This window comes from Pyxidicoccus xibeiensis, assembly GCF_024198175.1.
In the GTDB taxonomy this organism is placed as follows: Bacteria; Myxococcota; Myxococcia; order Myxococcales; family Myxococcaceae; genus Myxococcus; species Myxococcus xibeiensis.
The window spans coordinates 420,493-442,838 of record NZ_JAJVKV010000008.1 but is presented as its reverse complement, the minus strand read 5'-3'; the positions used below and the strand labels follow the sequence as shown (position 1 = coordinate 442,838).

Genomic DNA, 22,346 nt, shown 5'->3' with positions numbered 1-22,346 from the left:
AGCTCTTCGGGACGCTCGGCTTCCCCGAGCCCCTTTCGGACCTGGGCACGGGCTGCCCGCTCAACAGCCCGAAGCTCGACGTGTTCCTCGTGCGCAACGTCGACTTCCGCGGCTGGCGGCGTGGAGGTGGGGGCGGTGCGGGACTGGCTGCGTGAGCGGCTGCCCGAGTACATGGTGCCCTCCGCCTTCATGCTGCTGGAGGCGCTGCCGCTGACGCCCAACGGCAAGGTGGACCGTGGCGCGCTGCCCGAGCCCGAGCAGCAGCGGGCCCAGGGGACGGAGTACGTGGCGCCGCGCGAGGGGACCGAGGCCCGGCTGGCCGCGCTCTTCGCCGAGGTGCTGGCGGTGGAGAAGGTCGGCGCCCGGGACGACTTCTTCGAGCTGGGCGGGCACTCGCTGATGGCCACGCGGCTCATCTCGCGCATCCGCTCGGCCTTCGACGTGGAGCTGCCGCTGCGCGCGCTGTTCGAGGCGCCCTCCGTGGCCGCGCTCGCGCTGGCGGTGGACGGGGCGATGGCGTCGCACGCGGGGCGCAAGGCGCCGCCGCTGGAGCGTGCCTCGCGCGAGGCACGGCTGCCGCTGTCCTTCGCGCAGCAGCGCCTGTGGTTCCTCGACCGGATGGGGCCGGGAGGCTCGCACTACAACATCCCCATGGCGCTGCGCATCGAGGGTGCGCTGGACGCCGGGGTGCTGGACCGGTGCCTGACGGAGATTGTCCGGCGCCACGAGGTGCTGCGCACCACCTTCACGGAGGATGCGCAGGGACCGGTGCAGGTCATCGCGCCGCCGCCGTCCTCGGTGCTGAAGGTCGAGGACCTGAGCGGGCTGTCGGCCGCCGCGCGCGAGGCCGAGGCACGGCTCCGCGCCGCGCGGGAGATGCAGTTGCCGTTCGACCTGATACACGGCCCCATGGTGCGCGCCATGCTGCTGCGCTTGGACGCACACGTCCACGTGCTGCTGCTGACCGTGCACCACATCTCCTCGGACGCCTGGTCCACGGGACTGCTGGTGCGCGAGGTGATGGCGCTCTACGAGGCCTTCTCGGCCGGCCGGACCTCACCGCTGCCCGAGCTGCGCTTCCAGTACGCCGACCACGCGGCCTGGCAGCGCGGCTGGCTGCGCGGGGAGACGCTGGAGGAGCAGCTCTCCTACTGGCGCCAGCAGCTCGGTGGAGCGCCTTCGCATCTGGAGCTGCCCACGGACCTGGCACGGCCGCCGGTGCGGACCTACAACGGCGCGGAGCTGACGGTGATGCTGCCGCCCGCGCTCCAGGACGGGCTGCGCGAGCTGGCGCGGCGCGAAGGGGTGACCCTCTTCATGCTCCTGCTGGGTGCGTGGCAGACGTTGCTCGCGCGCGACTCGGGGCAGGACGACATCTCCGTGGGCTCACCCATCGCGGGCCGCCACCACGGGGAGACGGAGGAGCTGATCGGCTTCTTCGTCAACACCCTCGTCCTCCGGACACGGCTGTCGGACGACCTCACCTTCCGCGAGCTGCTGGCGCGCGTGCGTGAGACGGCGCTCGGCGCGTATGCCCACCAGGACGTCCCCTTCGAGAAGCTCGTCGAGGAGCTGCGGCCCGAGCGGGACATGTCGCGCCCGCCGCTCTACCAGGTGATGTTCATGCTCCAGAACGCGCCCGCCAGCGCGCTGGAGGTGCCCGGGCTGAAGATGAGCGCCGTCGAGACGGCGAGCACCTCCGCCCGGCACGAGCTCACCCTGACGGCGCAGGAGACGCCCCAGGGACTGGCGACGACCTTGGAGTTCAACACCGACCTCTTCGTGCGCTCCACCGCGGAGCGGGTGCTCAATCACCTGCGCTCGTTGTTGGAGAACATCGTCGCGAACCCGGAGCAGCGCCTGCGTGAGCTGTCGCGGGTCTCCGAGGCCGAGCGTGCCCAGGTGCTGGTGTCCTTCAACGACACCACCGTGGCCTTCCCACGCGAAGCCACCGTCCACGCCCTCTTCTCCGCCCAGGCCGCCCGTACTCCCGACGCCATCGCCGTCGAGTTCCAGGGCCAGCGCCTCACCTACCGCGAGCTCGACGCGCGCTCCTCCCAGCTCGCCTGGCACCTGCTCTCGCTGGGCGTGCGCCCAGGCTCCTTCGTCGCCGTCTGCCTCGAGCGCGGCCTGCACCTGCCCACCGCCCTGCTCGCCATCCTCAAGACGGGCGCTGCCTTCGTCCCGCTCGACCCGGCCTACCCCTCCGAGCGCCTGGCCTTCATGCTCGGCGACACCCGCGCGCCCGTCCTCCTCACCCAGGACCGCCTGGCCAACCTGCTTCCGCCCCTTGGCGAGCTGCTGCTGACGCTGGAAGAGGTGGAGCCGCTCCTCGCGGCCTACCCCTCGCACGCGCCCGCCTACGACGTGGGCGGCGAAGCCCCGGCGTACGTCATGTACACCTCGGGCTCCACCGGCCAGCCCAAGGGCGTGCTGACGCCCCACCGAGGCATCGTCCGCCTCCTCCTCGGCTCCTCCTTCACCCCGTTCGGCCCGGACGAGACCTTCCTCCATCTCGCCCCCATCTCCTTCGACGCCTCCACCTTCGAAATCTGGGGCGCGCTGCTCCACGGCTCGCGTCTCGTCGTCTTCCCGCCCCAGACGCCTTCCCTCCAGGAGCTGGCCCGCTTCATCTCCTCCCACGCCATCTCCACCCTCTGGCTCACCACCGCGCTCTTCGAGCAGATGATGGCGCACCACGCGGACGTCCTCGACGGCGTGCGCCAGGTGCTCACCGGCGGCGAGGTCCTCTCCGTGGCTCGCGCGCGCCAGCGCCTGGAGCGCGGCCAGGCCTTCGTCAATGCCTACGGCCCCACCGAGAGCACCACCTTCGCCACCTGCTTCCCCATGTCTTCGTTGGAGCAGGTGGGCGCCACCATCTCCATCGGAACGCCCATCGCCAACACCTCCGTCTACCTGCTCGACAGCCACCAGCACCTGGTGCCCGTGGGCGTGCGCGGCGAGCTGTACATCGGCGGCGAAGGCCTCGCGCTGGGCTACCTGCACCGCCCGGAGCTCACCGCCGAGCGCTTCCTCCCCAATCCCTTCAGCACCGAGCCCGGCGCGCGCATGTACCGCACCGGAGACCTGGCACGCTGGCTGCCCGACGGACGCCTCGAGTTCTGCGGCCGCGCCGACGCGCAGGTGAAGGTGCGTGGCTTCCGCATCGAGCCGGGTGAAATCGAGGCCACGCTGCTCGCCCACCCCCTCGTCCTCAAGGCCACCGTCATCGTCCGGGAGGACGTGCCCGGCGACAAGCGCCTCGTCGCGTACGTCGTCCTCCACGCCAACGCGCCAGACACCAAGACGCTGCGCGATTTCCTGCACGGGCGGCTGCCCGAGTACATGGTGCCCTCCGCCTTCGTCGCCATGGAGGCCCTGCCCCTCTCTCCCAGTGGGAAGGTCGACCGCAAGGCCCTCCCCGCCCCGGAGTCCTCCGCCTCCCGCGACGACACCTTCGTCGCCCCGAGCACGCCCACCGAGGAGCTGCTGGCCTCGCTCTGGGCCGACGTGCTCCACCTCGAAAAGGTCGGCGCCCACGACAACTTCTTCGAGCTGGGCGGCCACTCCCTGCTGGCCACCCAGGTCATCTCGCGCATCCGCGACACCTTCCAGGTGGAGCTGCCCCTGCGCGACCTCTTCGAGGTCCCCACCCTCACCGCGCTCGCCGCCCGCATCGACAGTGCCGTGCACGCCGGCCACGGCCTCCAGGCCCCGCCGCTGGTGCCCGTGTCCCGTGACACCGCGCTGCCCCTCTCCTTCGCGCAGCAGCGCCTGTGGTTCATCGACCAGCTCGAGCCGGGCAGCGCGCTCTACAACATCCTCACCCCCGTGCGGCTGAAGGGCCCGCTGAACGTCTCCGCCCTGGAGCGCAGCTTCCAGTCGCTGGTCGAGCGCCACGAGGCGCTGCGCACCACCTTCGTCGCCACGAACGGCCAGCCCGCGCAGCTCATCTCGCCGCCGGGGTCCTTCTTTGTCCCGGTGCTCGACGTGTCTGCGCTTCCAGAGGCGCACCGTGAAGCCGAGGCCCGGCGTCTCACGGCCGAGGAATACCAGCGCCCGTTCGACCTCACTCGCGGCCCCCTGCTCCGAGCGACCCTGCTGCGGCTGGATGCGGCCGACCACATCCTGCTGCTGACGATGCACCACATCGTCTCCGACGGCTGGTCCATGGGCGTCCTCATCCGGGAGATGACGGCCTTCTACGCCGCCTTCACCTCGGGCCAGTCCCTGGTCCTGCCTCCACTGCCCGTGCAGTACGCGGACTTCGCCTCCTGGCAGCGCGGCTGGCTGCAGGGAGCGGCGATGGAGGCGCAGCTCGGCTGGTGGCGCGAGCAGCTCCGCGGTGCTCCGTCCTACCTGGATCTCCCCACGGATCGTCCGCGTCCCGCGGTGCCCGCGCACCGGGGCGAGCTGCTCCCCATCCACCTCTCCGCCGAGCTGTCGGAGCGGATGCGCGAGCTGTGCCGTCACGAGGGCGCCACGCCCTTCATGCTGCTGCTGGCCTGCTTCCAGGTGCTGCTCTCGCGCTACACGGGGCAGGACGACATCTCCGTGGGCTCGACCATCGCCGGTCGCAACCGCGGCGAGACGGAAGGCCTCATCGGCTTCTTCGTCAACAACCTCGTGCTGCGCACGCGGCTGTCGGACGACCTCACCTTCCGCGAGCTGCTGGCGCGCGTGCGTGAGACGACGCTCGGCGCCTACGCCCACCAGGACGTGCCCTTCGAGAAGCTCGTCGAGGAGCTGCAGCCGGTGCGCGACCTGAGCCGGCCGCCCTTGTTCCAGGTGGTGCTGGGCATGCTCAACGCGGAAGCCCCGCGGGTCACACCCACCGGGTCGGACCTGGCCGTGCTGCCCGTCGAGGTGGACCACCGCGCCGCGAAGTTCGACATGACGTTGAACTTCTCCGAGACGCCGGGAGGCTTCGCCGGCACGCTCGAATACGACACGGACCTCTTCGAGCGCTCCACCGCGGAGCGGGTGCTCAGCCACCTGCGCTCGCTGCTGGAGAACCTCGTCGCGAACCCGGAGCAGCGCCTGCGTGAGCTGTCGCTGAGCTCCGAGGCCGAGCGTGCCCAGGTGCTGGTGTCCTTCAACGACACCACCGTGGCCTTCCCCCGTGAAGCCACCGTCCACGCCCTCTTCTCCGCCCAGGCCGCCCGCACTCCCGACGCCATCGCCGTCGAGTTCCAGGGCCAGCACCTCACCTACCGCGAGCTCGACGCACGCTCCTCCCAGCTCGCCTGGCACCTGCTCTCGCTGGGCGTGCGCCCCGGCTCCTTCGTCGCCGTCTGCCTCGAGCGCGGCCTGCACCTGCCCACCACCCTGCTCGCCATCCTCAAGACGGGCGCCGCCTTCGTCCCGCTCGACCCGGCCTACCCCTCCGAGCGCCTGGCCTTCATGCTCGGCGACACCCGCGCGCCCGTCCTCCTCACCCAGGACCACCTGGCCGACCAGCTCCCCTCCCGTGGCGAGCTGCTGCTGACGCTGGAAGAGGTGGAGCCGCTCCTCGCCGGATACCCCTCGCACTCGCCCGCCTACGACGTGGGCGGCGAAGCCCCGGCGTACGTCATGTACACCTCGGGCTCCACCGGCCAGCCCAAGGGCGTCCTGGTGCCCCACCGCGGCATCGTCCGCCTCGTCAGTGGCTCTTCCTTCATCCACTTCGGGCCCGAGGAATCCTTCCTCCAGTTCGCGCCCATCTCCTTCGACGCCTCCACCCTGGAGCTCTGGGGCGCGCTGCTCCACGGCTCGCGCCTCGTCGTCTTCCCGCCCCAGACGCCTTCCCTCCAGGAGCTGGCGCGCTTCATCTCCTCCCACGCTATCTCCACCCTCTGGCTCACCGCCGCGCTCTTCGACCAGATGATGGCGCACCACCCGGATGCCCTCGACGGCGTGCGCCAGGTGCTCGCTGGCGGTGACGTGCTCTCCGTCGCACGCGTGCGCCAGCGCTTGGAGCGCGGCCATTCGCTCGTCAACGGCTACGGCCCCACCGAGAGCACCACCTTCGCCGCCTGCTTCCCCATGGACTCGGCGCAGCAGGTGGGCGCCTCCGTCTCCATCGGCAGGCCCATCGCCAACACCGCCATCTACCTGCTCGACAGCCACCTGCGCCCGGTGCCCGTGGGCGTGCGCGGAGAGCTGTACATCGGCGGCGAAGGCCTCGCGCTGGGCTACCTGCACCGTCCGGAGCTCACCGCCGAGCGCTTCCTCCCCAACCCGTTCGTCCCCGGCGCGCGCATGTACCGCACCGGAGACCTCGCGCGCTGGCTGCCTGACGGGCGCCTCGACTTCTTCGGCCGCGCCGACGCGCAGGTGAAGGTGCGTGGCTTCCGCATCGAGCCGGGTGAAATCGAGGCCACGCTGCTCGCTCACCCCCTCGTGCTCGAAGCCTCCGTCATCGCCCGTGAGGACGTCCCCGGCGACAAGCGCCTCGTCGCCTACGTCGTCCCGGAAGCGGGCCAGTCACTCGACACCAAGGCCCTGCGCGACTTCGTGCACGGGCGGCTGCCCGAGTACATGGTGCCCTCCGCCTTCGTCGCCATGGAGGCCCTGCCCCTCTCTCCCAACGGCAAGGTCGACCGCAAGGCCCTCCCCGCCCCGGAGTCCTCCGCCTCCCGCGAGGACACCTTCGTCGCCCCCAGCACGCCCACCGAGCAACTGCTGGCCACCCTCTGGGCCGAGGTGCTCCACCTCGAAAAGGTCAGCGCCCACGACGACTTCTTCGAGCTGGGCGGCCACTCGCTGCTGGCCACCCAGGTCATCTCGCGCATCCGCGACACCTTCCAGGTGGAGCTGCCCTTGCGCGACCTCTTCGAGGCCCCCACCCTCATCGCGCTCGCCGCCCGCATCGACAGTGCAGTGAATGTCGGCCACGGCCTCCAGGCCCCGCCGCTGGTGCCCGTGTCCCGTGACACCGCCCTGCCCCTGTCCTTCGCGCAGCAGCGCCTGTGGTTCATCGACCAGCTCGAGCCGGGCAACCCCGCCTACAACATCTTCACGGCGCTACGCCTCGACGGAACGCTGGACCCCTCCGCGCTGGAGCGCAGCTTCCAGGCGCTGGTCGAGCGCCACGAGGCGCTGCGCACCACCTTCAGCGCCACCGATGGCCAGCCCACGCAGGTCATCTCCGCGCCTGCCGCCTTCTCCGTCCCGGTCGTCGACCTGTCGGCGCTCCCGGACGCGCACCGTGAAGCCGAGGCCCGGCGTCTCGCCGCGCAGGAGGGACAGCGTCCCTTCGACCTCGCCCGGGGCCCGCTGCTGCGCGCCACGGTGCTGCGGCTGGATGCGGTCCACCACGTCCTGCTGCTGACGATGCACCACATCGTCTCCGACGGCTGGTCCATGGGAGTCCTCATCCGGGAGATGACGGACTTCTACGCCGCCTTCACCTCGGGCCGGCCCCCGGCCCTATCCGAGCTGCCCGTGCAGTACGCGGACTTCGCGTCCTGGCAGCGCGGCTGGCTGCAAGGCGACACGCTGAAGACACAGCTCGGGTGGTGGCGTGAGCAGCTCTCCGGCGCCCCCGCGGCGCTGGAGCTGCCCACGGACCGTGCTCGCCCGTCCGTGCAGTCCTTCCGTGGCGCGACGCTCCCCGTCCACCTGCCCAGGGCGATCTCCCAGTCCCTGCTCGACCTCTGCCAGCGCGAGGGCGTCACGCCCTTCATGGCACTGCTGTCGGCCTTCCAGCTCCTGCTCGGTCGCTACTCCGGCCAGGATGACGTCACCGTCGGCTCCCCCATCGCCGGCCGCAACCGCGCCGAGACGGAGGGCCTCATCGGCTTCTTCGTCAACACGCTCGTCCTGCGCACCCGTCTCGATGGAGCGCAGACGTACCGCGAGCTGCTGGCCCGCGTGCGCGAGACGACGCTGGGCGCCTACGCCCACCAGGACGTCCCCTTCGAGAAGCTCGTCGAGGAGCTCCAGCCCGCTCGCGACCTCGGACGCTCGCCGCTCTTCCAGGTGATGTTCACCCTGCAGAACGCGCCCGTCCCCAGCTCCGGCGAGGCCCCGGCCCCCTCCGGTCCGGACCTGCAGGTGCGTCCCCTCGACATCCCCGGCTCCACGGCCCAGTTCGACCTGTCGCTCACCCTGAGCCAGTCCGACGACGGCTTCTCCGGCTTCGTCAGCTACGCCACCGATCTGTTCGACGCGTCCACGGTGGAGCGAATGGTGGGCCACCTGAACGCGCTGGTGGAGGCCGCCGTCTCCGCGCCCGACCGCCGCCTGCGCCAGCTGTCCCTGCTCTCCGAGGGCGAGCGCCACCAGCTCGACGCCTGGAACGCCACCGACACCGCCTTCCCCTCCGCCTGCCTCCACCACCTCTTCGAGGCCCAGGCCGCCCGCACTCCCGACGCCACCGCTCTCACCTTCGAGACGGAGCACCTCACCTACCGCCAGCTCGACGAGCGCTCCAACCGCCTCGCCTGGCACCTGCGCTCGCTCGGCGTCGGCCCCGAGGTGCGCGTCGCCCTCGCCCTCGAGCGCTCCTTCGACCTCGTCGTCGCCCTCTTCGCCACCCTCAAGGCTGGCGGCGCCTACGTCCCCCTCGAGCCCTCCAACCCCCAGGAGCGCCTGGCCTTCATGCTCGGCGACTGCGCTCCCGCCGTCCTCCTCACCACCCGGGCCCTCCAGCAGCGCCTGCCTCAAAGCAGCGTCACCACGCTCTGCCTGGACGCCCTGCCGCCCGAAGTGGCTTCACTGCCCGCCCACGCGCCCGACTCCGGCGTCCTCCCCGGCCACCTCGCCTACGTCATCTACACCTCCGGCTCCACCGGCACCCCCAAGGGCGCCATGAATGCCCACGGCGCCGTCGTCAACCGCCTCCTGTGGATGCAGCAGCACTACGGCCTCACCTCCTCCGACGCCGTCCTCCAGAAGACGCCCTACGCCTTCGACGTCTCCGTCTGGGAGTTCTTCTGGCCCCTGCTCTCCGGCGCGCGCCTCGTGCTGGCTCGCCCCGGCGGCCACCAGGACCCCGCCTACCTCGCTCGCCTCATCCAGCAGCAGCGCATCTCCACGCTGCACTTCGTCCCCTCCATGCTCGCCGCCTTCCTCGACGAGCCCTCCTCCGCTGGCTGCGACGGCGTGCGCCGCGTCCTCTGCAGCGGTGAGGCCCTGCCCGCCGAGCTCGCCTCCCGCTGCCTCGAAACCCTCCCCGCCGCCGAGCTGCACAACCTCTACGGCCCCACCGAGGCCGCCGTCGACGTCACCGCCTGGCACGTGCGCCCCGGCTCCTTCCGTGCCTCCGTCCCCATCGGCCTCCCCGTCTCCAACACCCGCATCCACCTGCTCGACGCCTCCCTGGCCCCCGTCCCCGTCGGCGTCCCCGGCGAGCTCTTCATCTCCGGCCTCCAGGTGGGCCGCGGCTACCTCTCCCGCCCCGCCCTCACCGCCGAGAAGTTCCTCCCGGACCCCTTCTCCCCCTCACCCGGCGCGCGCATGTACCGCACCGGCGACCTCGCTCGCCGCCTGCCCGACGGCTCCATCGACTACCTGGGCCGCACCGACTTCCAGGTGAAGCTGCGCGGCTTCCGCATTGAGTTGGGCGAAGTCGAAGCCGCCCTCTGCCAGCACCCCACCGTGCGCGACGCCGTGCTGCTGGCCCGCGAGGACGTGCCCGGCGACAAGCGCCTCGTTGCCTACCTCACCCCGCGCCACGGCCAGACGCTCTCCGTCGACGTCCTGCGCCAGCACCTGCTTGCGCGCCTGCCCGAGTACATGGTGCCCTCCGCCTTCGTCCCACTGGAGGCCCTGCCCCTCTCTGCCAACGGCAAGGTGGACCGCAAGGCCCTGCCCGCTCCCACCGCACCCACCGCCGCCGCGCGTGACTTCGTCGCTCCGCGCAACCCCACCGAGGAGCTGTTGGCGTCGCTCTGGGCCGAGGTGCTCCGCATCGACCGGGTCGGCGCACGGGACAACTTCTTCGAGCTGGGCGGCCACTCCCTGCTGGCCACCCAGGTCGTCTCGCGCATCCGCGACGCCTTCCAGGTGGAGTTGCCCCTGCGCGAGCTGTTCGAGGCACCCGTCCTCGCGGCCCTCGCCATGCGTGTCGACATCGCCGTGAGAGCTGGCCACGGCCTCCAGGCGCCGGCCCTGGTGCCCGCTCCGCGCAAGGGCGCGCTGCCGCTGTCCTTCGCGCAGCAGCGCCTGTGGTTCATCGACCAGCTCGAGCCGGGCAACCCGGCCTACAACCTCTTCACGGCCCTGCGCCTGGACGGCGTGCTGGATGTCTCGGCCCTGGAGCGAGCCTTCACGGTGCTGGTCCTCCGACACGAGGCGCTGCGCACCACCTTCGTCTCCACGGACGGCCAGCCCGCCCAGCGCATCTCGCCGCCTGAGTCCTTCCAGGTGCAGGTGCGGGAGCTGTCGACGGTGCCCCCCGAATCCCGTGAGGACGAGGCCCACCAGGTCGCGGCCCAGGAGGTCCAGCGTCCCTTCGACCTCGCTCGCGGCCCCCTGCTGCGCGCCACCCTGCTGCGCCTGGACGCCGAGAAGCACGTCCTGCTGCTGACGATGCACCACATCGTCTCGGACGGCTGGTCCATGGGCGTGCTCACCCGTGAGCTGACCACGCTCTACGCCGCCTTCTCCTCCGGCCGGCCCATCCCGCTGCCCGAGCTGCCCGTGCAGTACGCCGACTTCGCTTCCTGGCAGCGCGGCTGGCTGCAAGGCGACGTGCTCGAAACCCAGCTCGCCTGGTGGCGTGAGCAGCTCTCCGGCGCTCCCGCCGCCCTGGAGCTGCCCACCGACCGGCCCTACCCCGCCGTCCCCTCGCGTCGCGGCGCCTCCGTGCCCGTCTCGCTTCCCGCAGCGCTCGCCGAGTCGCTGGACTCCCTCGCACGGCATGAAGGCGTCACGCCCTTCATGGCCCTGCTGGCCTCCTTCCAGCTCCTGCTCGCCCGCTACTCCGGTCAGGACGACATCACCGTCGGCTCCCCCATCGCAGGCCGCAACCGCTCGGAGACCGAGGGCCTCATCGGCTTCTTCGTCAACACCCTCGTCCTGCGCTCCCCCCTCGACGGCGAGCTGACGTTCCGCCAGCTGCTGGCCCGCGTGCGCGAGACGACGCTGGGCGCCTACGCCCACCAGGACGTCCCCTTCGAGAAGCTCGTCGAGGAGCTGCACGCCTCCCGTGACTTGCGCCGCACGCCGCTCTTCCAGGTGATGTTCACCCTGCAGAACGTCCCCGAGGCCTCCACCCAGGCCCCGCGCTCCAGCGGCGACGGCCTGAGTGTCAGCGGCTTCGAAGCCAGGTCGCAGAGCACCAAGTTCGAGCTGACGCTCGGCCTGACGCGCACGCCCGACGGCTACGAAGGCGGTCTCGTCTACGCGGTGGACCTGTTCGACGCGTCCACGGTGGAGCGCATGGTGGGCCACCTGCACACGCTGCTCACCGCCGCCCTGGCTCAGCCGGACGCCCAGCTCGCCCTCCTGCCGCTGCTCTCCGACTCCGAGCGCCAGCAGTTGCTGGTGACCTGGAACGACACCCGCAGGCCCGTCACTCGCGACGCCTGCCTCCACACCCTCTTCGAGGCCCAGGCCGACTCCACGCCTGACGCCCTCGCCGTCGAGTGCGGCGACGAGCAGCTCTCCTTCCGCGAGCTGGACAGCAGCTCCACCCAGCTGGCTCACCACCTGCGCGCGCTCGGCGTCGGCCCCGACGTCCCGGTCGCCCTGTGCCTGGAGCGCTCCGTCAGCCAGGTCGTCGCCGTCTTCGCCATCCTCAAGGCTGGCGGCGCCTACGTCCCGCTCGACCCGAAGTACCCCCGCGCACGCCTCGACTTCCTCATGCGTGACGTGGGTGCGCCGGTGCTCGTCACCACCTCACGCCTGCGCGACACCCTGGGCCTGGAAGCCCCCGCCCTCGTCTGCCTCGACTCCGACGGCGCGCTCCTCGCCTCCCAGCCCACGCGGCGCCTCGACGTGCCCGTCGGCCTCGGCAACCTCGCCTACGTCCTCTACACCTCCGGCTCCACCGGCACGCCCAAGGGCGTGATGATTGCCCACCGCTCGGTGGCCAACCTCCGCGCCGCGCTCGCCTCCACGGTCTACGCCGACGTCCACGGCCCGCTGCGCGTCAGCATGAATGCGCCGCTGTCCTTCGACGCCTCCGTCAAGCAGCTCATCCAGCTCGTCGACGGCCACGCCCTCGTCATCATCCCCGAGGAGGTGCGCATCGACGCCGAGGCCCTGCTCGTCCTCGCCGAGCGCCTCGACGTGCTCGACATCTCCCCCTCCCTGCTCAAGCTGCTGCTGCGCGCGGGGCTGGCCGGGAAGAAGTCCGGCGGTCCCGGCCGTGTGCTGGTGGGCGGTGAAGCCCTCGACGCGGAGACGTGGGCCGTGCTGGCCTCGCACCCGTCCACCCGCTTCTTCAACGTCTACGGCCCTACCGAGTGCACCGTCGACGCCACCGTCGCCCTCGCCTCCGAGGCGCCGGAGCGCCCCACCCTGGGCCACCCGCTCTCCAACGTGCGCCTGTACGTCCTGGACGCCTCGCTGCACCCGGTGCCCGTCGGCGTCCCGGGCGAGCTCTTCATCGGCGGCACTGGCGTCGGCCGCGGCTACTGGCGCCGCCCCGAGCTCACCGCGGAGAAGTTCCTCCCGGACGTCTTCTCCTCCGAGCCGGGCGCTCGCCTCTACCGCACCGGCGACCGCGTCCGCTTCCGCCAGGATGGCCGCGTCGAGTACCTCGGCCGCACCGACTTCCAGGTGAAGGTGCGTGGCTTCCGCATCGAAACCGGCGAAATCGAAGCCGTCCTCCGCCAGCACCCGGCCGTCGCCGACGCCGTCGTCATGGCCCGCGAGGACGTGCTCGGTGATACCCGCCTCGTCGCCTACGCCGTCCCCAGGCCCGGCCACCCCGCGGAGCCCGAGCTCCTCTCCCGCTTCGTGCGAGAGCGCCTGCCCGAGTACATGGTGCCCTCCAACGTCGTCCTGCTGGAGGCCTTCACCCTGTCCTCCAATGGCAAGGTCGACCGCAAGGCCCTGCCCGCGCCGCGGACCGTGGTGGCGGAGAAGGACTTCGTCGCCCCGCGCACGCCCACCGAGGAGCTGCTGGCCTCGCTCTGGGCCGACGTGCTCCGCGTCGACCGGGTGGGCGCGAGGGACAACTTCTTCGAGGTGGGCGGCCACTCGCTGCTGGCCACCCAGGTCGTCTCGCGCATCCGCGACACCTTCCAGGTGGAGCTGCCTCTGCGCAATCTCTTCGAGGCCCCCACCCTCACCGCGCTCGCCGCCCGCATCGACAGCGCGGTGCAAGCCGGCCACGGGCTCCAGACTCCGCCGCTGGTGCCCGTGTCCCGCACGGGAGCGCTGCCGCTGTCCTTCGCCCAGCAGCGCCTGTGGTTCATCGATCAGCTTGAGCCAGGGAGCCCCGCCTACAACATCCCCTCCGCGCTCAGACTGTCAGGGCCCCTGGACAGCGTGGCGCTGGAGCGGGCCTTCACCGAGCTGGTCCGCCGCCACGAGGCGCTGCGCACCACCTTCGTCACCACGGATGGAGAGCCCTCGCAGGTCATCTTCCCGCCCGTGGCCTTCCCGATCGCCGCGGTCGACCTGACGGAGCTGAGTCCCGAGTCTCGCGAGGCCGAGGCCCGACAGCTCGTTGCGCAGGAGGTCCAGCGTCCCTTCCACCTCGCCCACGGACCGTTGCTGCGCGCGCTGCTGCTGCGCACCACCGAAGACGAGCACGTCCTGCTCCTCACCATGCACCACATCGTCTCGGACGGCTGGTCCATGGGCGTGCTCATCCGTGAGCTGACCACGCTCTATGCTGCCTTCGCTTCCGGCCAGCCCTCGCCGCTGCCCGAGCTGCCCGTGCAGTACGCGGACTTCGCTTCCTGGCAGCGCGGCTGGCTGCAAGGCGACGTGCTCGAAACCCAGCTGGCCTGGTGGCGTGAGCAGCTCTCCGGCGCCCCCGCCGCCCTGGAGCTGCCCACCGACCGGCCCTACCCCGCCGTCCCCTCGCGTCGCGGCGCCTCCGTGCCCGTCTCGCTTCCCCGCCCCCTCGCCGAGTCGCTGGACTCCCTCGCACGGCATGAAGGCGTCACGCCCTTCATGGCACTGCTGGCCTCCTTCCAGCTCCTCCTCGCCCGCTACTCCGGCCAGGACGACATCACCGTCGGCTCCCCCATCGCAGGCCGCAACCGCTCGGAGACCGAGGGCCTCATCGGCTTCTTCGTCAACACCCTCGTCCTGCGCTCCCGCCTCGACGGGGAATTGACGTTCCGCCAGCTGCTGGCCCGCGTCCGTGAGACGACGCTGGGCGCCTACGCCCACCAGGACGTCCCCTTCGAGAAGCTCGTCGAGGAGCTGCACGCCTCCCGCGACTTGCGCCGCACGCCGCTCTTCCAGGTGATGTTCACCCTGCAGAACGTCCCCGAGGCCTCCTCCACCCAGGCCCCGCGCTCCAGCGGCGACGGCCTGAGCGTCAGCGGCTTCGAGGCCCAATCGCAGAGCACCAAGTTCGAGCTCACGCTCGGCCTGTCGCGCACGTCCAGCGGCTACGAAGGAGCCCTCGAATACGCGGTGGACCTCTTCGACGCGTCCACGGTGGAGCGCATGGTGGGCCACCTGAACGCGCTGGTGGAGGCCGCCGTCTCCGCGCCCGACCGCCGCCTGCGCCAGCTGTCCCTGCTCTCCGAGGGCGAGCGCCACCAGCTCGACGCCTGGAACGCCACCGACACCGCCTTCCCCGCCTCCTGCCTCCACCACCTCTTCGAGGCCCAGGCCGCTCTCACTCCCGACGCCACCGCCCTCACCTTCGAGTCGGAGCACCTCTCCTACCGCCAGCTCGACGAGCGCTCCAACCGCCTCGCCTGGCACCTGCGCTCTCTCGGCGTCGGCCCCGAGGTGCGCGTCGCACTCGCCCTCGAGCGCTCCTTCGACCTCGTCGTCGCCCTCTTCGCCACCCTCAAGGCCGGCGGCGCCTACGTCCCCCTCGAGCCCTCCAACCCCCAGGAGCGCCTGGCCTTCATGCTCGGCGACTGCGCTCCCGCCGTCCTCCTCACCACCCGGGCCCTCCAGCAGCGTCTGCCCCCAACCCCCGTCACCACCCTCTGCCTGGACGCCCTGCCTCCCGAAGTCGCTTCACTGCCCGCCCACGCGCCCGACTCCGGCGTCCTTCCCGGCCACCTCGCCTACGTCATCTACACCTCCGGCTCCACCGGCACGCCCAAGGGCGCGATGAATGCCCACGGCGCCGTCGTCAACCGCCTGCTGTGGATGCAGCAGCACTACGGCCTCTCCTCCTCCGACGCCGTCCTCCAGAAGACGCCCTACGCCTTCGACGTCTCCGTCTGGGAGTTCTTCTGGCCCCTGCTCTGCGGCGCGCGCCTCGTGCTCGCCCGCCCCGGCGGCCACCAGGACCCCGCCTACCTGGCTCGCCTCATCCAGCAGCAGCGCATCTCCACGCTGCACTTCGTCCCCTCCATGCTCGCCGCCTTCCTCGACGAGCCTTCCTCCGCTGGCTGCGACGGCGTGCGCCGCGTCCTCTGCAGCGGCGAGGCCCTGCCCGCCGAGCTCGCCTCCCGCTGCCTCACCACCCTCCCCGCCGCCGAGCTGCACAACCTCTACGGCCCCACCGAGGCCGCCGTCGACGTCACCGCCTGGCATGTGCGCCCCGGCGCCTTCCGCGCCTCCGTCCCCATCGGCCTCCCCGTCTCCAACACCCGCATCCACCTGCTCGACGCCTCCCTGGCCCCCGTGCCCGTCGGCGTCCCCGGCGAGCTCTTCATCTCCGGCCTCCAGGTGGGCCGCGGCTACCTCTCCCGCCCCGCCCTCACCGCGGAGCGCTTCCTCCCGGACCCCTTCTCCCCCTCACCCGGCGCGCGCATGTACCGCACCGGCGACCTCGCTCGCCGCCTGCCCGACGGCTCCATCGACTACCTGGGCCGCACCGACTTCCAGGTGAAGCTGCGCGGCTTCCGCATTGAGTTGGGCGAAGTCGAAGCCGCCCTCGCCCAGCACCCCTCCGTACGCGACGCCGTGCTGCTGGCTCGCGAGGACGTGCCCGGCGACAAGCGCCTCGTTGCCTACCTCACGCCGCGCCACGGCCAGTCGCTCTCCGTCGACGTCCTGCGCCAGCACCTCCTCGCGCGCCTGCCCGAGTACATGGTGCCCTCCGCCTTCGTCCCACTGGAGGCCCTGCCCCTCTCTCCCAACGGCAAGGTGGACCGCAAGGCCCTGCCCGCTCCCACCGCATCCACCGCCGCCGCGCGTGACTTCGTCGCTCCGCGCAACCCCACCGAGGAGCTGCTCGCGGGCCTCTTCGCCCAGCTCCTCGGCGTCTCGCGCATCGGCATCCACGACGACTTCTTCGCGCTCGGCGGTCACTCGCTGCTGGCCGTGCGGCTGATGGCGCGGCTGCAGCAGCAGCTCGGCCGGGGCCTTCCGCTGGCGTCGCTGTTCGGCGGCGCCACGGTGGAGCGCATCGCCCGGATGCTGCACGAGGAGGCTCCCGCCCGGCCCTGGACGCCGCTGATGGCGCTCAACACGGAGGGGACGCGTCCTCCGCTGTTCCTCGTGCACCCCATTGGCGGCAGCGTCCTCTGCTACGCGGAGCTCGCGCAGCGCCTGGGGGCGGACCAGCCGCTGTACGCGCTCCAGGCCCCCGGCGTCGACGGTGGAGGCGCCCCGCTCGCCTCCGTAGAGGAGCTGGCGGCCCTCTACGTCGAGGCCATTCGCACCGTCCAGCCCTCCGGCCCGTACCACCTGGGCGGCTGGTCCTTCGGCGGCACGGTGGCCCTGGAGATGGCGCGGCAGCTCCAGCGCCGCGACGAGCAGGTGGCGCTGCTGGCGCTCATCGACTCCTCGGCCCTGCAGCGGACGGTGGACCTGTCTCCGTCCGCGGTGACGGCCGCCTTCGCCAGAGACCTCGCCCTCATCTCCGGGCGCGAGCTGACCCAGCCGGACGAGGTGCTCGCGAGCATGGAGCCCGACGCCCTCATCGACCTGCTGATGGACGAGGCCCGCCGGGCCAACATCCTCCAGGGCGTTCCCCGCGAGCGGCTGGAGTCGCTCCGGGCCGTCTTCGAGAGCCACCGGCGAGCCCTGGCCAGCTACGTCCCGGCCCCGCTCACGGTGCCCATGGTCCTGCTGCGCGCCACGGATTCACTCCCGGGTCAGCAGGACCGCGGCTGGTCCGCCCTTGCCTCCAGCGGGCTCCGCCTGCATCAGGTGCCCGGCAACCACTACACCCTGTTGCGGCCTCCCCACGTGGAGACACTGGCCCGCACGCTTCGCGAGTGTCTGGACGCGGTCTCCGCCTCCGGCACGCCGTCCTCCCAGGAGAGCGCTTGAGAGTCCTCCGTTTCCTTCTTGGCCAGTCACGCTTCCTGGTGCTCCTGTCCATCGGCTGTGGCCTGCTGGCGGGCGCGAGCAGCACCGGCCTGCTGTCCATGATTCACGAGGTGCTGACCGGAGCGACCCAGGACACCTCACGGCTGGCCTGGCGCTTCGCGGCCTTCTGCGGGGTGGCGCTGCTCTCCCGCATCGTCTCCCAGCTCGCGCTCACCCGGCTCCAGCTCGAAGCCGTGTACGCGCTGCGCATGAACTTCAGCCGGCGCATGCTGGCCACGCCCCTGCGCAAGCTGGAGCAGTCCGGCGCCCACCGGCTGCTCGCCATGCTGACCAATGACGTGCAGACCCTGGGCGACAGCCTCTGGATGATGCCCACCCTGGTCATCAACATGGCCCTCGTCGCCGGCAGCCTCGGCTACATGGCCTGGCTCTCCTGGCGCCTCTTCTTCGTCTTCCTGGGGCTGATGCTGGTGGCGCTGGTGAGCTACTGGCTGCCGTCCCTGCCGGCCTTCGGGCTCTTCGAGAAGGCGCGCAACGTCAACGACACCCTCTTCAAGCACCTGCGCGCGCTCACCGTCGGCTTCAAGGAGCTGAAGCTGCACCGCGAGCGCCGCGAGTCCTTCCTGCGCGAGGACCTGGAGGGCGCCGCCACCGAGCTCAAGCAGCTCCAGTGGCAGGTGTCCCTGCGGCTCGTCCTCACCAACAGCTGGGGCATGCTGGCCTTCTTCATGATCATCGGGCTGTTGCTGCTCGTCGTCCCCCGCTTCCTGCCGGTGCAACCTGGCGAGCTGGTGGCCTACACGCTGGTGGTGCTCTACCTGCAACAGCCGCTCGAGTCGCTCACCAACCTGGTACCCATGGTGGGCCGTGGCAACGTCGCCCTGGCCCGGCTGGAGTCACTGTCCCTGGACGGGGGCGACGAGAGCCGCGCGCTGCCGCCCGGCCAGCCCCCGCCGCGCTCCACCTTCCAGCGCCTGGAGCTGCGCGGTGTCACGCACAGCTACCACCGCGAGCAGGAGGATGGGCGCTTCACCCTGGGCCCCATCGACCTGACGCTCGCGCGGGGCGAAATCGTCTTCCTGGTGGGCGGCAATGGCAGCGGAAAGACGACGCTCGCCAAGCTGGTGACGGGCCTGTACGCCCCGGAGGGCGGCGAGGTCCTCCTCGACGGCAAGCGCGTGGGGCCGGAAACCCAGGGCCTGTACCGCGAGCACTTCGCCACCGTCTTCGCCGACTTCCACCTCTTCGACGCGCTGCTCGGACTGCCGCTGTCGATGCGCGACGGGAAGGCCGAGCAGTACCTGAAGCGCCTGCACCTGGACCGCAAGGTGTCCATCCGCCCGGACGGCACGCTCTCCACGGTGGAGCTGTCCACGGGCCAGCGCAAGCGGCTGGCGCTGCTCGTCGCCTGGCTGGAGGACCGGCCCGTGTACGTCTTCGACGAGTGGGCCGCGGACCAGGACCCCACCTTCAAGGAGGTCTTCTACGAGCAGCTCCTCCCCGAGCTCAGGCGCGAGGGCCGCGCCGTGCTCGTCATCAGCCACGACAACCGCTACTTCCACCTGGCCGACCGCATCCTCCGCCTCGAGTCCGGCCAGCTGCTGGCCCCGGAGAGCCAGGCCGCCTGAGGCGGGGGCCGTCCGGCCCTACCGCTTCAGCTCGAAGAAGAAGTCGGGCACCTGCAGCGCCGTGCCCTCGGCCACGGCGCGCTCGTAGACCCAGTGGCCCACGGCCAGGTCCAGCACGCCGAGCCCGAACGGGCTGAAGAGGGCCGGCCGCGAGCGGTCCACCTTGCACTCGCCACGGATGAGCTGCGCCAGGGTGCCGGTGACGAAGCCCCGGCCACCGGACAGCTTCTCCGCCAGGTGCGGCGACGTGTTCGCCTTCATCACGTGCTCCACGTCGTCGACGATGTTGTACGAGCGCAGCACCAGCTCGGGCGCGATGTCGCGCAGCGAGATGTGGAGCACCACGGGGTTATGCGCCAGCAGCTCCCAGTCGGTGATGTGGGGCGTGCCGGCGGTGGTGGCCAGGACGATGACGTCACTGCGCCGCAGGCAGGTGTTCAAATCCGGAGCCGAGCCCACGCGCTGGTGGCGCTCGGGGAGGCACACCTCGCGAGCGAAGCGCTCGGACTCACCGGGGGTGCTGTCGTGGAGGAGGACCTCGTCCACCTCCCAGCCGGCCTGGAGCAGGAACTGGTAGATGTACCGGGCGATGAGGCCGTTGCCGACGATGCCCAGGCAGCGCGCGTGGCGCTTGCCGCCGTTCATCCACTGCGCGCCCAGCACGGCCGAGCCGGCGGTGCGCGCCGCGGAGATGATGGACGACTCCAGGCAGGCGAACGGGTAGCCCGTCTCGTAGTTGTTGAGCACCAGCACCGCGGAGGCGCGGGGAAAGCCGCGCTGCACGTTGGACGGGTAGCTCGCAATCCACTTGATGCCGGACACGCCCACGTCTCCGCCCAGGTAGGCGGGCAGCGCGATGATGCGAGCGTCAGGCTTCTCGGGGAAGCGCAGGAAGTAGCTGTCCGGGTTGACGGAGCGGCCGTCCTGGTGCGTCAGGTAGGCGGCTTCCACGCGACGCATGCACTCGGGGATGTCGCTGTGGATGATGTCGTGGGCGACCTTGCCGGTGATGACGGAGAAGTCGAAGCTCATGGGTGCGTGCTTACTCGAGGCGGGAGGTCCACGCCGGGTTGTAGAGGGTTTCGAGATAGGCCGCACCGCCATCCGCGCAGAGGAAGAGGACGTGGGGGGGCGTGAGGGAGCGCATCCTGGGCAGGTAGCGCTTGATGGCGGCGTAGGCGGAGCCGGACGAGCCCCCCACGAAGAGGCCGTGGCGCCGCAGCAGCTCCTGGCAGGCCTGGGCCGTCTCGCTCTCCGGAATCTTCACCACGTCGTCGATGCGGGCCTGCTTCACCAGGTCGGGGCAGATGCTCGCGCCGATGCCGGGGATATGACGCTTGCGCGGCGTGCCACCGAAGATGACCGAGCCCTCGGCATCCACGGCGATGATCCTCACCGAGGGGAACTTCTCCTTGAGGCGGTGGGACACGCCGGAGAGGGTGCCGCCGGTGCTGACACCCAGGAACACGTAGTCGAGCTGGGTGAAGGCCCGGGCAATCTCCTCGCCCGTGAGCCGGTAGTGCGCCTGCATTGCATCCGGATTGCCGTACTGGTTGGTCCAGTAGGCGCCGGGCACGCTCTCCACCAGCTCCTTCACCTTCGCCAGGCGCGTCTTGAGGAAGCCGCCGGTGTCGTCCCGCTCCTCGACCTTGACGACGCGCTCGCACAGCCGGCGCAGGACGGACTCGTAGCCCGGGGCGATGTTGGGGTCGATGACGGGGATGAACGAGAGGCCGAGCAGCCGGCAGTACGCGGCCAGGGCGTTGGCGAAGTTGCCCGAGGACGACTCGACGATGGTGCTGCGGGCATCCAGCTGCCCGCGCTCGAGCGCCGACTTGAGGAGCCAGTAGGCCGGGCGGTCCTTGACGCTACCGATGGGATTATGGCTCTCCAGCTTCGCGTAGAGGTGGATGCCCTCGCACTGAAGAGGAAGCACGGGCGTCTCCCTGAGGAGCGCCCCCAGGGTCACCATCCGCTGCGCCAGCTCGTTGGCCATTACCTTGCTCGCTCGGCCAGCGTTTTCCCGGCCGACTGTCGCTCTTCCGATAGAACGACCTCAGGGTTTGTATTCGTGGAGGGGCGGGCTTGTATAGGGGCCCTCTCCCGTCAGGAGTCTGTATGTCGCTGGAGCACATGACCGGGCTGCGCTGCGTGCACTGCGGACACGCACACCGCGTGGAAGACGTCGCGTACACCTGCCCGAAGTGCGGCATCGAAGGCATCCTGGACGTGGAGTACGACTACGAGCGCGTGGCCCGCACGTTGACGCGGCAGGCCCTGGCGCAAAGGCCGCTGGCCCAGTGGCGCTACGAGGAGCTGCTGCCCTTCGACGCGGCGGCCGCGCGGCCGGCGCTGCACGTGGGCATGACGCCCGTGTACGAGGCCCCGGCGCTGGCGAGGGACGTCGGCCTGGAGCGGCTGGTGCTGAAGGACGAGGGCCGCAACCCGACGGGCTCGTTCAAGGACCGCTCGAGCGCCCTCGCGGTGATGAAGGCCCGTGAGGTGGGGCGCGACACGGTGGCGTGCGCGTCCGCGGGCAACGCGGCGGCATCACTGGCCGGCTTCGCGGCGGTGCTGGGGATGAAGAGCGTCATCTTCGTGCCCCAGCGGACGCCGGAGCCGAAGCTGGCGCAGCTGCTGGTGACGGGCGCGCAGGTGCTGCGGGTGGAGGGCAGCTACGACGACGCCTACTGGCTCTGCCAGTCCGCCTGTGAGCGCTACGGCTGGTACAACCGCAACTGCGCCATCAACCCGTACCTGGTGGAGGGGAAGAAGACGGCGGGGCTGGAGCTGGCCGAGCAGCTGGGCGAGCGGATGACGGACTGGGTGGCGGTGTCCGTCGGGGATGGCTGCACGCTGGCGGGACTGTGGAAGGGGCTGAAGGAGCTGAAGCGGCTGGGGCTGGTGGAGCGGCTGCCGCGGATGCTGGGCGTGCAGGCCGCCGGCGCTTCACCGGTGGCCGCGGCGCTGGAGACCGGGGCGCTGAAGCCGGTGGAAGCGCGGACGGTGGCGGACTCCATCGCGGTGGGCTGGCCACGCAACTGGCGCAAGGCGGTGGCCGCGGTGCGCGAGTCTCACGGGTGCATCGTGCGGGTGGAGGACGCGGAGCTGCTGGAGGCCCAGGGGCGGATGGCGCGCAAGACGGGCGTCTTCGCCGAGCCTGCCGCCGCCGCCGCCATGGCCGGTGTGGTGCGGGCGGTCCGTGAGGGCCGCGTGGGCCCGAAGGAGAGCGCGACCATCGTCGTCACCGGGCATGGGCTGAAGGACGTCCGCACGGCGATGCAGGGCCTGCCGCCGCCGCTGGACGTGCCGCCGCGCCTGGAGGCGCTGGAGGCACTGCTCGCCCGGAGCGGCTGAGCACCAGGGGCGTGGCGGGAGGCGACTGTTGCCCAACCCGCCCTGCCCCGGACTGTC

The 22,346-nt window shown here is 71.3% G+C and carries 4 protein-coding genes and 1 pseudogene; 3 read left to right on the top strand and 2 right to left on the bottom strand.

From position 1 onward, the window contains the following. Positions 1-120 precede the first annotated feature (120 nt). A pseudogene (locus LXT23_RS32880) lies at positions 121-17,304 on the top strand (non-ribosomal peptide synthase/polyketide synthase); the annotation flags it as partial. Further along, on the top strand, positions 17,301-18,932 hold the full coding sequence (locus tag LXT23_RS32875; protein WP_253984325.1) for a cyclic peptide export ABC transporter: 1,632 nt from the start codon (positions 17,301-17,303) through the stop codon (positions 18,930-18,932). The pseudogene LXT23_RS32880 and the gene LXT23_RS32875, both read left to right, overlap by 4 nt. Positions 18,933-18,950: 18 nt before the next feature. On the opposite strand, the gene sbnB is transcribed toward LXT23_RS32875, so the two are convergent. Both sbnB and sbnA read right to left on the bottom strand, forming a co-directional pair. Continuing rightward, positions 18,951-19,964: a 2,3-diaminopropionate biosynthesis protein SbnB gene (gene sbnB / locus LXT23_RS32870; protein ID WP_253984324.1), complete on the bottom strand. Its 1,014-nt coding sequence runs from the start codon at positions 19,962-19,964 to the stop codon at positions 18,951-18,953. A 10-nt stretch (positions 19,965-19,974) separates the two neighbouring features. Beyond that, complete coding sequence (gene sbnA / locus LXT23_RS32865; protein WP_253984323.1) at positions 19,975-20,928, bottom strand: 2,3-diaminopropionate biosynthesis protein SbnA; 954 nt, start codon at positions 20,926-20,928, stop codon at positions 19,975-19,977. A gap of 122 nt (positions 20,929-21,050) precedes the next feature. On the opposite strand from sbnA, the gene LXT23_RS32860 reads away from it, so the two are divergent. After that, entirely contained in the window at positions 21,051-22,289 is a 1,239-nt protein-coding gene (locus LXT23_RS32860) for a threonine synthase (RefSeq protein ID WP_253984322.1), read from the top strand. Positions 22,290-22,346 lie beyond the last annotated feature (57 nt).